Source organism: Novosphingobium sp., from assembly GCF_027486195.1.
GTDB lineage: Bacteria > Pseudomonadota > Alphaproteobacteria > Sphingomonadales > Sphingomonadaceae > Novosphingobium.
In genome coordinates this window covers 31,383-45,022 of the sequence record NZ_JAIXPP010000073.1, presented here as the reverse complement: position 1 = coordinate 45,022, position 13,640 = coordinate 31,383, and the positions used below count along the sequence as shown (strand labels likewise).

The following is a 13,640-nucleotide window of genomic DNA, read 5'->3' as shown; positions in this document are numbered from 1 at the left end:
CTATCAGTACATATCGGGATTGAGGCGGACTTCCTCGGCGCCCACCCGGCCGAACATCACGCGGTAGGCCCAGGTGGTATAGGCCAGCACGATCGGCAGGAAGACGAGCACCACCACCAGCATGATGAACAGCGTGAGGTGGCTGGAAGAGGCGTTCCACACCGTGAGGCTGGAAGCGGGGTCGATGGAACTGGGCAGGATGAACGGGAACATCGAAAGGCCGACAGTGGCGATTATGCCCATGACTGCGAGCGACGACCCGCAAAAAGCCAAGGCATCGCGCCGCATGCGCAGCCCGGCCAGCGCCACGAACGGACCGAAAAGGCCGAGAACCGGTGCGGCCATCATCCAGTGATGGTCCGCAAAGTTGGCAAGCCACCCACCCGGCACCGCCACCGCGCGGGCCAGATGCGGATTGGATGGCCCACCCGTATCGACCATATCTGCCACACGGAAGCCAAGACCGCCCCAGGCGACATAGGCGCCGCCTGCCGCAAACAGCACGAACGCCGCACCGGCCGCCACCGCGCCATACCGCCGCGCGCGGAACTGCACCGGCCCGGGCTCCAGCTTCATCGCCAGCCAGCCTGCGCCGTGCATCACCAGCATCGCCACCGAAAGCAGCCCGGCAAGCAGGCTGAACGGGGTGAACAGGCCCAGCAGCGAGCCCTCGTAGAACGTGCGCAGGTCGCTATCGAGCCGGAACGGCGCGCCCAGCAGCACGTTGCCCACCGCCACACCGAAGACGAGCGCAGGCACCAGCCCGCCGGTGAACAGCGCCCAATCCCACCGTGCGCGCCACGCCGGATCGGAATGCTTGGAGCGGTACTTGAAGCCCACCGGTCGCAAGATCAGCGCCGCCAGCACGAGAAACATGGCGAGGTAGAATCCCGAGAAACTCACCGCATAGACATAGGGCCAGGCCGCGAAGATCGCTCCGCCACCGAGAATGAACCACACCTGGTTGCCTTCCCACGTCGCGCTGACAGTATTGATCACCATCCGCCGCTCAAGATCGTTGCGCGCAACGAACGGCAGCAGCGCCATCGCGCCAAGATCGAATCCGTCGGTCAGGGCAAAGCCGATCAGCAGCACCCCGATCAGCACCCACCAGATCAGCCGCAGTGTCTCGTAATCAAGCGGCAGCGCCATCGCGGCTCTCCTTCATTCGGCCGGAACGCTGTGATAGGGGCTCGGCGCTCCGGGCGGGGGCACCGGATCGCGGCGGGGCTGCCACGGCGTGTATCCTTCCGGCCCCTTGCGGATCGCTGCGAGCATGAGCCTAACCTCGATCACGGCCAGCACGCTGTAAAGCAGGGTGAAGCCCGCGATCGTCGTCCATATCTGCCCGGTAGTCAGGCTCGATGCTCCGAGGAAGGTCGGCAGCACACCATCGACCGCCCAGGGCTGGCGTCCGATCTCGGCCACCATCCAACCCAGTTCGATGGCGATCCACGGCAGCGGGATCATTACGACCGCCGCGCGCAAGAACCACTTCGCATCGAAGCGGCGGGTATTGGCAAGCACCAGCGCGGTCGCAAAGAACCCGATGAAGAGGAAACCCAGCCCCGCCATGCCGCGAAACAGCCAGAACAGCGCGGGCACGTTGGGCACGGTCGACCATGCCGCCTTGTCGAGCGCGCCGCGGTCCGCTTTGCGCGGATCGGCGACAAAGCGCTTCAGCAGCATCGCATAACCAAGATCGGCCTTGGCGCTTTCGAACTGCGCGCGCGCAGCAAGGTCCTTGGGGTTGGTCTTGAGCTTTTCCACCGCGTCATAAGCAATCAGCCCGTGCTCGATGCGCGTGCGCGCATGCGCAACCAGCGGGTAGATGCCCTCGACCTGCCCGGTCAGGCTGCGCGTGCCGATAATGCCGAGCACGTAGGGGATCTTGATCTCGAACAGCGTCTCGCGCCCGGTGTTCGAAGGCAGCCCGAACACGGCGATGCCCGCCGGTGCCGGCTCGGTGTGCCATTCAGCTTCCACCGCCGCGAGCTTCATCTTCTGGTTGTCGGTCAGCGTATAGCCGCTCTCGTCGCCCAGCACGACGACCGACAGCGCCGAAGCAAGCCCGAACGCGGCCGCCACCGCAAAGCTGCGCTTGGCGAGTTCCAGATGCCGTCCCTTGAGGAGATACCAGGCGGAAACACCCAGCACGAACATGCTCGCCGTTACATAGCCCGCGCTCACCGTGTGAACGAACTTGGCCTGCGCGACCGGATTGAACACCACCTCGTAAAAGTTCGTCACTTCCATGCGCATCGTGACCGGATTGAATTCGGCGCCCACCGGGTGCTGCATCCAGCCGTTGGCAATGAGGATCCACAGCGCCGAAAGGTTCGAGCCGAGTGCGACCATGAAGGTGGTGAAAAGGTGCTGGCGAGCGCTCAGCTTGTCCCAGCCGAAGAACATCAGCCCCACGAAGGTCGCCTCGAGGAAGAAGGCCATCAGCCCCTCGATCGCCAGCGGCGCGCCGAAAATGTCGCCCACATAGTGCGAGTAGTAGGACCAGTTGGTGCCGAACTCGAACTCCATGGTAAGGCCCGTCGCCACGCCGAGAACGAAGTTGATCCCGAACAGCTTGGCCCAGAAACGGGTGATATCCCGCCAAATCGGGCGGTCGGTCATCACATAGACACTTTCCATGATGACCAGAATGAACGACAAGCCGAGCGTGAGCGGCACGAACAGGAAATGGTACAGCGCGGTCAATGCGAACTGCAGCCGGGATAGTTCCACCACTGCCATATCCATCGCATGTGCCCTTTCGCGGCTGCGGCATGGCAGCGATCCCGAGTCTGTTGCTGCCGCCTTCATCCAAATAAACGAATCCAAATCATGAGGATAGCCAAAGCGGCAGGCTTCGCCTGGACATCCGATATCATCGGGGCGAGCGTCTTCGCATGGGGCGCGGCAAGTGCGCTCGAAGCGCAGCTGCAAGGCACGGCGGGCATCGCCGCCGGTGCCGCGCTCATGTTGCTCGGCGGCCTGCTGCGGCTTGCCAGCCAGTACGGCGCGCAGGTCATCGGATTCGATGCAGGCCGCGCGCTGGCCCGCCTGCGGCGCGGAGAGCTGTTTCCCCGGCTGCTCGCGATCGCCGGACCCTCTGCGCCTGCGCTCGGCGCTACCGCGACGCTGGGGATCGACCATGTCGCCGCCGAACAGGCGCGGGCCGCGCGGTTCGATCCAGTGCGCAAGTCCGCCACGCTTGCCCCCGTGCTCGTCGTACTCGTGGTCGCGTTGCAGAGCCGGGTGGCCGCGCTGATCCTGTTTCTCACGCTGATCCCCTTCGTGATCGGCATGATCCTCGCCGGCGGCGCCGCGCGGCAGGCGGCGGACCGGCAGATGGCGGCAATCACTGCACTGTCCGCGCTCTATGTCGACCGCATCCGGCACCTGCCGATCATCCGGCATTTCGCTGCGGAAGACCGCATCGCCCGCCAGGCCGGCGGCGCCGCGCAGGATGTGGCGGAGCGCACCATCGCGGTCCTGCGCGCGGCTTTCCTTTCAAGCGCGGTGCTCGAATTCTTCGCCGCGCTGAGCGTGGCTTTGGTTGCGGTCTATTGCGGGTTCAGCCTGCTCGGCCTGCTGCCGTTCACCCCGCCCGAACAGCTCGATTACCGCGCGGCGTTCTTCGTGCTGGTGATGGCGCCCGAATTCTACCTGCCGATGCGCCGCCTCGCTGCCGCGTACCACGAGAAGCAACTGGGCGAAGCAGCCGAGAAGGCGCTGGAGGAGGTTCCCGAACCCGTGCCCCGCCCCGCCGCATCCAGCCAAGTCGCGCTACGCGACGTGGTCGTCGCCTGGCCCGGCCACCGCATCGGCCCGATCAGCTTCGAACTGGGGGCGCGCGGCCTTGTCTGCGTGACCGGGCCGACCGGCAGCGGCAAGACCAGCCTCCTCGCCGCGATTGCCGGGCAGGTCGCGCCCAGCGAGGGCATGCTCGCAACCCTGCCGGCAGAGGCCATCGCATGGGCCGGGCAAGTGCCACTGCTGCTGCCAACGACGCTGGACGACAACCTGCTGCTCGGCCGGCCCGATGCTGCCGCAACGGACGTAGCGGAAGCCGCGCGCGCAGTCGGGCTGGATGCCCTGCTCGCGCGCCGGGCGGATGGCCTTGCCACCGCGATCGATCACCACGGCGCTTGGCTTTCGGGCGGCGAGCGGCGGCGGCTCGGCCTTGCCCGCGCGCTGATCGCAGACCGCGCGCTGCTGCTTGCCGACGAGCCGACGGCGGACCTCGACACGGCCAGCGCCGAACGCATCATCGCGCTGCTGGTGGCAGAAGCGCAGAAGCGCGCGGTGATTGTCGCCACGCATGACGAGCGCCTTGCCGCCGCCGCCGATCAGGTGATCGCGCTGTGATCACGGTGCGCTTTCCTCTTCCGCTCCCGCCGCGCGTCAGGAGCCGCATCGTGCTCGGCTTTGTGGCGGCGTTCGCAGCCGGAGTCGGCGGCCTTGTGCTGCTGGCGCTTTCGGGCTGGTTCCTCACCGCTGCCGCGCTCGCGGGGGCAAGCGGCGCGATGGCCATCGCGGGGTTCAACTACCTGATCCCCAGCGCCGCGATCCGCGGATTGGCAGTGGTGCGCACCGCCGCGCGCTATGGCGAGCGGCTGTGGAGCCACGAGGCCGCGCTCCATGCGCTGGCGGGCCTGCGCAGCACTCTGTTTGCCCGGCTCGCCCATGCCGAAGGCCGCAGCGCACCGGACCTCGCCAGCGGGGATGCGAGCGCTCGGCTGATCGGCGATATCGCAGCGCTGGAAGATCTTGTCGTGCGGCGGCCCGGCATTCCGGCGGCCTTCGGCACGATGCTGATCGGGCTTGGTGCCGTGGCGCTGGCGGGATGGCTGGCGGCGCTGCTGCTTGTGGCCGTCCTGGCACTCTTGCTCACCGCGCTCGCCGCGTTGCCGCCCCGCCTGAGCGCCGCGCCGGCCGCCGAAGCGGCAGAGGCGACCGCGCGGCTGCGGCGCATGCTGGTAGACTACGCCGCAGCGCGCAACGAGATCATCACGTACGGATTGGCAGACCGCGTCACCGCCCTGCTGGTCGCCGAGGCCGACCGGCTCGATGATGCACAGCGCAAGCTGGCCCGGATCGAGGCGGCGAGCAGCGGGTTGCTCATCCTCGCCAGCGCGCTGGCCGCCGCCACGACGCTGCTTTCCAGCGCAGCCTCGCCGCCGCTGACCGCCCTCGCCATGCTGGCGGCGACAGCGAGTATCGAGGCGGTTGCCGCCATCGCCCGCTCCAGCGCGCGGGAAGCCGCCGTCGCCGAAGGCACGGAACGGCTGCGGGTGCTGCTCGCCCTGCCTGCACCGCAGAGCGAGCCGACCGTCGCCGCAGCGCCTGCCACGCTGGGCCTTGACACGGCGGACTTCGCGCCGGGCAGCCGCATTGCGCTGACCGGGGCATCGGGATCGGGCAAGACGCAGGTGATCGAGGCACTGGCGGGGCTGCGCGCCCCTGCACACAGCCTCACCCTTGGCGGCACTGCAGTGGCGGCGCTGCCGGGTGCGGCCATCTGCCAGCAGGTCGCGCTTGCGCCGCAGGAGCCGATGCTGATCGCCGGCACGGTTGCCGACAACCTGCGCCTCGCGCGGCCGGGGATCGACACGGCGGCCATGGAGCAGGCGCTGCGCACCGCGCAGCTGTGGGAGCGGATCCAGCGCATGCCGCAGGGCCTCGATACCATGCTGGGCGAGGATGGCGGCATTCTCTCTGGCGGTGAGCGCAAACGCCTCTCGCTGGCACGGGCACTGCTGGCGGATCGGCCCTGGCTGCTGCTCGACGAGCCGACCGAGGGCCTCGATTCCGCGACCGAAGCCGCGCTTGTCGCAGCGCTCCGTGCCTGGCTGGATGCAAGGGGAGCCGGCCTGCTGATAGCCTCGCACCGCCCGGTGCCGCTGGCATTGGCGCAGGCTCAGGTTCCGGTCGAGCGGGTTGCCCCCGCAGCCGGATAGCCCGGCGCCGCCGGCCTAACCTATTCGCCAGCCGCACCAGTGCCGCCGATCGGATAGACTGCCCCCATCGAAGGGGAGGCCCACATGACAGTCACCGTCCTCACTCTGCTCAAGCGTCGCCCCGACATGAGCAAGGCTGATTTCATCGCCTATTACGAGACCCACCATCGCCTGATCGGTGAGAAAGTGCTCGGCCCCTGGGCGATCCGCTATGAACGCAAGCACCTTCACCCGATGGATGGCAGCGACATCGAGCACGACTTCGACGTGGCGATGGAGATCGAATTTGCCGACGAGGCGGCGATGGCCGCATGTTTTGCCGCGCTGGCCGAGCCCGAGACACGGCGCGAGATAACCGAGGACGAGGAGCGCCTGTTCGACCGGCCGCGCATGCGCGTCTACCGGGTGGAGCAGCACCGTTCCGTGATGCCGGGCTGAGCGGCGCTTCAGACCACCAGAATGCCGGCGTAGACCTGACGCAGCACTTCGTTCGAAAGTCGCTGGGTCCGCCGCGTACGCGCTTCACCGAATACTGGCTGCTGCAGAAGCAGGCCCATGTGCAGCACGTTCACAAAGTCGCTGGCCAGCTTCATCTGTTCCCACTGATCGCGCCAGTGCGGGAAGGCCTCGATCATCTCGGTAATCCACACCTCATCGTAACGGCGCGCGACAGGGCCGAAGAACTGATCGAGTTCCAAGTCCGTGCGCGCGGCGACGGCGAGTTCGAGGTAGGCGGAGTATTCGCGGGTCTGCACGCTGCGCCAGTGGGCTGCCGTGGCGATCTCCAGCCGCTCGCTTTCCGAGGCATGCTGCATCTTCGTAAGATAATCTTCGAGAAACAGGCGCATGCGTTCGAAGAACACGTGTTCGACGACAGCGCCAACAAGGTCCATGCGGGTGGGAAAATGGTGATGCATCGCCCCGCGCGAGACGCCGGTGCGCTCCACCACATCCTGCGTGGTGAGCCCGGAGTAGCCCTCTTCGACAAGGCAATCGATCGCCGCCTCAACGATGCGCAGCCTCGTGCGCGCGCTCTTCTGTTGCTGCCAGCGCGCCGGCTCCGCGCTGCGGCCGCCAGGCAGCAGGGCATCGAGAACGCGCGTCTTTGTCGTCGATCCGGTCACTGGCCTGCCCCTGCCCCGTTTGCGCCCGCTTGCCCCGGCCCCCATCCTGCCCTGGGCTCACATGTCGAAAAACCAAGTATTCCGGGTGATCCTACTCGTTCGATCTCCTGCCAGCCAGCAGCATCTTGCGGTGCGTGGATGGGCTCACGCCGAAAACGGCACGATAGCACTGCGAGAAGTACGCGTGTGATTGGAAGCCGGTGCGATAGCCGATCTGCGAGACTGGCAGGTCTCCGGTTGCGAGCATCCGCGCGGCTTGCTGGAGGCGCAAGCGCGTCTGGTAGGTGACGAACCCGCTGCCAAAGGTGCTGGTGAACCGGCGCGAGAAGTAGGAAGGCGAGAGCGCGCAGAGCGAAGCGGCTTGGGTTAGCCCAAGAGGCTTTTCGGGAAAGCGTTCCCAATGCTGGAGCAGCGGGCGAAAGGGGGACAGGGCAGCCGTTGGCCCGGTGCCTCGCCCGCCATGCGCCCCGAACGCGTCCTTCAGCGCAAGCACAAGGGCCTCGAGGATCACGCGCACCTGCGCTTCAGGGGTATCGTCCGCGAGGCTGCCCGCAAGCCAGTCCAGCAGCAGCGCCATGCGCTGCGCGCCAAGCGAACCGGGCGTGGCCGCGCAGGCGACTTGCGGGAGCGCGGGGAGACCGGGATCGACGGCGAGCGGATCGAACTGAACAAGCGTCCAGCAGCGTTCGCCGGGCGCAAAAGCAAAGTCGTGGATCGCCATGCCGGGGGCATAGAGGACCGAGCCCGGCGAGAACGGCCATTCGCCCGCTTCGCTGATGAAGCTGCCGCTGCCTTGCTCAAGGAACACGAGTTCGGCAGGGCCGTGGAAATGGAGGAACCGGTCGGGCACCGGCGCGCCGCGTGGCTGGTGAACCCGCTCAAGGCGAACCGAACGTCCGGGCGGGAGGGCGACAGGTTCGGACAGTGCGGGCAGCATGACAAGATATTGATAGCTTATCGCCGGAATTGTCGCAATCGTGCCGGATGGTGGGAGGAAACGCTACAGGTATAGTCTGGCAAGCGGTCCAGTGCCGGACCGCCCCCCTGCAAGACGGAAAGCGCGCCTGCCATGCTCGATCTGCCCTACGCTGTCCCGCACGACCTGATCGAGCGCTACGCGCGCGAGGGCTTCGTGCGCCTGCCGGGCCTGCTCGATGCAGAGACGCTGGGGCACTACGGCGAGGAAATCACCCGGCTGACGCTCGCGCTCAATACGCAGGACAAGCCGCTCGAAGAGCGCGAGACCTATGATCAGGCGTTTCTGCAAGTGATGAACCTCTGGCGCTCGTCCGAGCTGGCACGCCGCTTCGTGTTCGGGCAGCGGCTGGCCGGGGTTGCGGCGCAACTGATGGGCGTGAAGGGCGTGCGCCTCTATCACGACCAGTCGCTTTACAAGGAGCCCTCCGGCGGGATCACCCCGGCGCATGCTGACCAGTATTACTGGCCGCTCGCCAGCGACCGGGCAATCACCGCGTGGATCCCGCTCCAGCCCGTGCCGCTCGAAATGGGGCCGCTGGAGTTCTATTCCGGGAGCCATCATAGCGAGCTCGGCCGCAATCTGCCGATTTCGGACGAAAGCGAGGCGCGGATCACCGCCGAAATGGAAGCTCAGGGGCACCCGATAGACCGCGCGGCCTATGCGCTGGGCGATGTCAGCTTCCATGGCGGCTGGACCTTCCACCGCGCTGGGCCAAACCTTAGCGAAAGGCCGCGTTCAGTGATGACGATGATCTACATCGATGCAGAGATGACCGTGGCCGAGCCGGTCAATGCCATGCAGAGGACCGATCTGGCACAGTGGCTACCGGGGCTCGCGCCGGGCGATCCTGCCGCCTCGCCGCTCAATCCGGTGCTGTTCGATGGCGGACTGGCTCGATGAAGTGGGGCATCGCTCTCGCGGCCCTGCTGGCCCTTGCCGCGCCGGCCGAGGCACGACCCGTCTCACCACCGCCGGAGATGGTCTACCACATTTTCGTGCGCAGCTTTGCCGACAGCAATGGCGACCGGCAGGGCGATCTCATCGGCATCCGCCAGCGGCTCGATTATCTGCAGCGGCTGGGGGTGACGACGGTGATGCTGACGCCGCTCTATCCCTCGCAATTCTACCACAACTACTTTGCCGACGATTTCGAGGGGATCGATCCCGAATTCGGCACCATGGCGGATTTCGCGGCGCTGGTGCGCGATGCACATGCGCGGGGGATGAAGATCGTGCTGGACGAGGAAATCCAGTACGTTTCAGACCGGCATGAATGGCGCACCGCTTCTGCCGGGCACCCTGAGAGCGCTTACGGCAAGTTCCTGCTCTATCGCGACGGCACGAACACCACGCCGGTGCCGACCTTGCTGGGAACCAATGATTTCATCGTCTGGCCGGGCCAGAAGCGGCAGGTGTTCACCGTCAATCTCGCCGAGCCCAAAGTTCAGAGCTACTTCGCGCGCTACCTTGCCCGCTGGGCCGATCCTGATGGCGACGGCGATCCTTCCGACGGGGTGGACGGCTTTCGCATCGACCACATGATGGACGATCTCGACAACGCGGGCGTGTTGAAAGACCTCCTGGCCGGTTTCTGGGCGCCGATCATCACGAAGCTGCACGGCCTCAATCCGAAGCTGACGATCATTGCCGAGCAGGCCGATTGGGGCGACGGCACCGCGTTCTTTGCCAAGGGCAAGGTCGACCGGGTCTTCGCGTTCCCGATCTGGCACGCGGCAGGCAAGCTCGATGCGGCGGGGTTCGCGGCAGCCATTGCAGGATCGAACACGGCCGTGCCGGCGGGGCGGAGCCAGCTCGTGTTCGTTGAGAACCACGACACGCCGCGCTTTGCCCATGGTGCGGCGCGGCGGGCGGAGATCCTTCGGCTGGGCGCAGCGATCACCCTGCTCACGGGGTGGGTGCCGAGCCTCTACTACGGGCAGGAAATCGGCATGTCGGGCACGCAGACCGATGACTATGCCGCCAAGGGAGACCAGCCCGCCAATGCCGACGCGCGCGACATTCCGCTGCGGCAGGCCTTCCGCTGGGTGCCCGATCCGATGGCGGCGGAGAATGCGGCCTGGTATCGCCAATACCCCGAGGCCTATCACACGCCCGACAGCAACGGTCCGGGCGACGGGGTCTCGGTGGCGGAGCAGGCCGGGCGGCCGGGCTCGCTGCTCGAAACCTACCGGAAGCTGGCAGCCTTGCGGGCGCGCTGGCCGGCGCTGGGGCATGGCGAGACGCGGGTTGTGGCGCAGGAGAAGAACCTCGTGCTGATCGAGCGGCGGGCAAAAGCGGGCAAGGCGCTGGTGCTGTTCAACTTCGGCGGTGCGGACGAAAGCGCCAGCCTGCCGCTGCCAAGCGGTGCGGTGCGGCGCTATGGCGAGGCGCGGCGGAACGACGCAGGCCGCCTCGCAGCGCCGCCCTATTCCGCGACTGTCTGGACCACGGCGCCGTGATCGATCGCCGCCAGATGCTGGCGCTGACCGCAGCGGCGGGGGCATGGCCACTCGTGGGCCGGGCGGCGGAGGACCGCGCGGGCCTTGTCGATCCCTTCATCGGTACGGACGGCACCGGGCACACCTTTCCCGGCCCGAGCCGCCCCTTCGGCATGATCCAGCCCGGACCTGACAACGCCGCCTCAGGCTGGGAGTATACCTCCGGCTACCAGTACCGCGCGCCGCGCATTCTCGGCTTTTCACAGAACCGCGCGAGCGGGACGGGCATTCCCGAACTCGGTGATGTCCTGCTGCAACCCTGCCTTGATCGGCGCGAAGACCTTGCCAGCAGCTATGCCAAGGCCAGCGAAGTTGCGCGACCGGGCTACTACGCGGTGACGCTGGCGGACAACGGCGTGCGGGTGGAACTGACCTCCAGCTTGCGCAGCGCCTTCCACCGCTACCGCTTTGCGCGCAGCGGCCGGGTGTGGGTGCTGGTCGATCTGCAGCATGGCCTTACCTTCAGGACGGACCGTCAGCCGGTGCAGTCAGTCGCCAATACCTTCAGCGCCGATGGCTTTGAAGGCGAGGCCCTTCGGCAGAACTGGACCTCCCGGCACGTGGCGTGGTCGGCCCAGTTCAACCGGCCCATTGCCGAGGTCGAAACCCTGCCGCCGCGCGCCGGAGACGCCGCGCCGCGCTATCTGCTGGGCTTCGATCTGGGCGAGGACGCCACCCTTCAGGTGCGCATCGGGCTTTCGACGACCGACCGGACCGGCGCACGGCGCAATCGTGACGAGCGCGGCGGGTGGGACTTCGACGCTATCGCAACTGAAAGCCGCAGCGAATGGAGCGCCCTGCTCGACCGGGTACGCATCGATGCACCCGCGCCGCAGCAGCGCATCCTGGCAACCGCGCTCTACCATCTGTTCCTGCATCCTTCGGTCGTCAGTGACGTTGATGGCCGCTGGCGCGGGCCGGATGGCAAGCTGCGGCAGGTGACAAAGGGCCTGCGCTATTCGACGCTCTCGCTGTGGGACAGCTTCCGCGCGGCCAATCCGCTCTACACGCTGCTGGTGCCCGAGCGCGTCGACGATTTCGTGAGCACCCTGCTCGATCACTGCGATGCAGCTGGGCGGCTGCCGAAATGGCCGATCTGGGGCGGCGAGACGGGCACGATGATCGGCGAACCGGCGCTGCCCGTGATCGCCGATGCCTGGGCCAAGGGCTTTCGCGGGTTCGATGGCAAACGCGCGCTCGCGGCCATGGTCGCGACCTCCACGCGCGATGCCAAACCGCTCTATCCGGGCGACGATTCCCTCTCGGTCTGGTCGATATACGACCGCTACGGCTACTACCCCTTCGATCTCGTAGCCGGCGAGGCGGTTTCGCGCTCGCTCGAAGCCGGGATTGGCGATGCGGCGACCGCGCGCATGGCAGCCATGCTGGGCGAGACCGTCCTCACCCACCGCTTCGATGCACGCGCGGCAGGCTGGCGCCAGTTGATCGATCCCGAAACGCGCCTTGCCCGCGGGCGCGACAGCAAGGGCCACTGGCGCACGCCGTTCGACCCACTTGCGCCCACATCGCCGCTCAACAATCCGGGCGATTACACCGAAGCCAACGCCTGGCAATACACGTGGACGCCGGCGCTGCATGATACGCGCGGTTTGATCGAGGCGTGGGGCGGCAAGGCTGGGCTCAAGACCATGCTCGACCGCTTTTTCTTCGGCCTGCCCGCCACGAAAGGCGCCGAATACCTCGGCCAGGAAGCGATGATCGGCCAATATGCGCACGGTAACGAGCCGAGCCACCACATCGCCTGGCTCTATGCCTTCACCGACAGCCCGGAGACCGGCCACCGCCTGATCGCTCGGATCGCGCACGATTTCTATCGCGATGTCCCGGCCGGGATCATGGGTAACGAAGACGCCGGACAGATGAGCGCATGGTATATCTTCGCGGTACTCGGGTTCTATCCGGTGGATCCTTCGAGCGGCACTTATGTCGCCGGGGTGCCGCTGGTACGCCGCGCAACGATTTCGGTTCCCGGCCGCCGTCCGCTGGTGATCGAAAGCTGTGGCACGGGCGACAGGCTGCGCGCAGTTCGCATCAACGGTCAGCCGCTGCCGCCCACCCGCATTCCGCACAACAAGCTGGCAACCGGCGGCCGGCTGGTCTTCGAGCTTTAGTCCTTCCGGCTCGCCCGCGCCTCGCGCTTGATGATCTCCAGCCCTTGCGGATCGACAAGCTGGCCATAGAGCGCGAAATTGTTGGCATGGCCGAACTGGTGGAGATTGAAGGCGGACTGGATCGCGTTCCACATGCCCTGTGCGTCCATCGACTGGTTGACGCTCATCTTGGCAGTCTTAAGGCCGATAGCCGGGCGCGAGGCGATCTTTTCCGCCATCTTGAGCGTGAAGCTCTCAAGCTCGGCGCGGGGCACAACTTCGTTGACCATGCCAAGCGTCTTGGCCTCCACCGCGCCGATCGGCTCGCCCGTGAACAGCATCTGCTTGGCCTTGCGGTGGCCGAGTTCGAACGCGTGGACGAAGAATTCGTGCCCGTTCATGCCGAATGCCACCACCGGATCTGAGAATTCGGTGTCATCGGCGGCGATGATCAGGTCGAACGGCCAGATCAGCATGAGACCGCCGGCAATCGCCTTGCCCTGCACAGCCACGATGATCGGCTTGGGCAGATTGCGCCAGCGCCAGCAGAAGCCGAGGTAGATTTCCTGCTCGCGCGACATGTGGCCCTGCGGCCCCGGACTACGATAGCCGCCAAAGCCAAGGATCGGCGGGCGAAGATCACCGATACGGTCGCGGTCGCCCAGGTCATGCCCGGAGGAGAAGTTCTTGCCGTCCGCCGCGAAGATCACGACGTTCACCTCGTCATCGTCCATCGCGATATCAAGCGCGTCGTTGATTTCGTAGAGCATGCGCAGCGACTGCGCGTTGTGCTTGTCAGGCCGGGCCAGCGTGATCCGGGCGACGCGGTCTGCGGGCCTGTCGTAACGGATGTCCTCGAATGCCGGCGTGTCACGCATGATAGTTATCCCTTCCTGTTGCCCCTTCGGCGGCGCATTTGACACGGTAATGCACTGACGGCGCGGGCCTGTCCGCCCGCATATTCGCCAGTT

The 13,640-nt window shown here is 66.6% G+C and carries 11 protein-coding genes; 6 read left to right on the top strand and 5 right to left on the bottom strand.

The window, feature by feature from the left end:
• Positions 1–3: 3 nt before the first annotated feature.
• Both cydB and Q0071_RS13670 read right to left on the bottom strand, forming a co-directional pair.
• Positions 4–1,152 (bottom strand): cytochrome d ubiquinol oxidase subunit II, encoded by a 1,149-nt coding sequence (gene cydB, locus Q0071_RS13675; protein WP_298170347.1) that lies wholly within the window; start codon positions 1,150–1,152, stop codon positions 4–6.
• Between the two features lie 12 nt (positions 1,153–1,164).
• On the bottom strand, positions 1,165–2,754 hold the full coding sequence (locus Q0071_RS13670; protein WP_298170344.1) for a cytochrome ubiquinol oxidase subunit I: 1,590 nt from the start codon (positions 2,752–2,754) through the stop codon (positions 1,165–1,167).
• Between the two features lie 84 nt (positions 2,755–2,838).
• Between Q0071_RS13670 and Q0071_RS13665 the strand changes: the two genes are divergently transcribed.
• From Q0071_RS13665 to Q0071_RS13655, 3 genes are all read left to right on the top strand, one after another.
• Complete coding sequence (locus tag Q0071_RS13665) at positions 2,839–4,365, top strand: ATP-binding cassette domain-containing protein (protein ID WP_298170342.1); 1,527 nt, start codon at positions 2,839–2,841, stop codon at positions 4,363–4,365.
• 5 nt (positions 4,366–4,370) lie between these two features.
• Positions 4,371–5,957 (top strand): ATP-binding cassette domain-containing protein, encoded by a 1,587-nt coding sequence (locus tag Q0071_RS13660; protein WP_298170340.1) that lies wholly within the window; start codon positions 4,371–4,373, stop codon positions 5,955–5,957.
• An 84-nt stretch (positions 5,958–6,041) separates the two neighbouring features.
• Positions 6,042–6,395, top strand: a complete 354-nt coding sequence (locus tag Q0071_RS13655; protein WP_298170339.1) for an EthD domain-containing protein — start codon at positions 6,042–6,044, stop codon at positions 6,393–6,395.
• A gap of 8 nt (positions 6,396–6,403) precedes the next feature.
• Here the strand turns inward: Q0071_RS13655 and Q0071_RS13650 are convergent, their stop codons facing one another.
• Both Q0071_RS13650 and Q0071_RS13645 read right to left on the bottom strand, forming a co-directional pair.
• Positions 6,404–7,081 carry a TetR/AcrR family transcriptional regulator gene (locus tag Q0071_RS13650; protein ID WP_298170337.1) on the bottom strand — a complete coding sequence of 226 codons (678 nt, stop codon included), beginning with the start codon at positions 7,079–7,081 and terminating at the stop codon, positions 6,404–6,406.
• Between the two features lie 91 nt (positions 7,082–7,172).
• On the bottom strand, positions 7,173–8,018 hold the full coding sequence (locus tag Q0071_RS13645) for an AraC family transcriptional regulator (protein ID WP_298170335.1): 846 nt from the start codon (positions 8,016–8,018) through the stop codon (positions 7,173–7,175).
• A gap of 132 nt (positions 8,019–8,150) precedes the next feature.
• Between Q0071_RS13645 and Q0071_RS13640 the strand changes: the two genes are divergently transcribed.
• From Q0071_RS13640 to Q0071_RS13630, 3 genes are read left to right on the top strand one after another with little or no spacing between them, the layout of a single operon-like run.
• A complete protein-coding gene (locus Q0071_RS13640) occupies positions 8,151–8,960 on the top strand; it encodes a phytanoyl-CoA dioxygenase family protein (RefSeq protein WP_298170332.1) in 810 nt (269 codons plus the stop codon).
• Positions 8,957–10,519: an alpha-amylase family glycosyl hydrolase gene (locus tag Q0071_RS13635; RefSeq protein WP_298170330.1), complete on the top strand. Its 1,563-nt coding sequence runs from the start codon at positions 8,957–8,959 to the stop codon at positions 10,517–10,519. Before Q0071_RS13640 ends, Q0071_RS13635 begins: the two co-directional genes overlap by 4 nt.
• The gene (locus Q0071_RS13630; protein ID WP_298170327.1) at positions 10,516–12,690 is read left to right on the top strand and encodes a GH92 family glycosyl hydrolase; all 2,175 of its coding nucleotides are present in this window, start codon (positions 10,516–10,518) and stop codon (positions 12,688–12,690) included. The genes Q0071_RS13635 and Q0071_RS13630 overlap by 4 nt, the downstream gene beginning before the upstream one ends.
• Here Q0071_RS13630 and Q0071_RS13625 read toward each other — a convergent pair.
• Positions 12,687–13,547, bottom strand: a complete 861-nt coding sequence (locus tag Q0071_RS13625; protein ID WP_298170324.1) for an enoyl-CoA hydratase — start codon at positions 13,545–13,547, stop codon at positions 12,687–12,689. The genes Q0071_RS13630 and Q0071_RS13625 overlap by 4 nt on opposite strands.
• Positions 13,548–13,640: the final 93 nt, after the last annotated feature.

Bases quoted from the DNA above. Each gene is read 5' to 3' on its own strand.
- cydB (WP_298170347.1), bottom strand. From the start codon at position 1,152: ATGGCGCTGCCGCTTGATTACGAGACACTGCGGCTGATCTGGTGGGTG.
- Q0071_RS13670 (WP_298170344.1), bottom strand. From the start codon at position 2,754: ATGGATATGGCAGTGGTGGAACTATCCCGGCTGCAGTTCGCATTGACC.
- Q0071_RS13655 (WP_298170339.1), top strand. From the start codon at position 6,042: ATGACAGTCACCGTCCTCACTCTGCTCAAGCGTCGCCCCGACATGAGC.
- Q0071_RS13665 (WP_298170342.1), top strand. From the start codon at position 2,839: ATGAGGATAGCCAAAGCGGCAGGCTTCGCCTGGACATCCGATATCATC.
- Q0071_RS13635 (WP_298170330.1), top strand. From the start codon at position 8,957: ATGAAGTGGGGCATCGCTCTCGCGGCCCTGCTGGCCCTTGCCGCGCCG.
- Q0071_RS13645 (WP_298170335.1), bottom strand. From the start codon at position 8,018: ATGCTGCCCGCACTGTCCGAACCTGTCGCCCTCCCGCCCGGACGTTCG.
- Q0071_RS13625 (WP_298170324.1), bottom strand. From the start codon at position 13,547: ATGCGTGACACGCCGGCATTCGAGGACATCCGTTACGACAGGCCCGCA.
- Q0071_RS13640 (WP_298170332.1), top strand. From the start codon at position 8,151: ATGCTCGATCTGCCCTACGCTGTCCCGCACGACCTGATCGAGCGCTAC.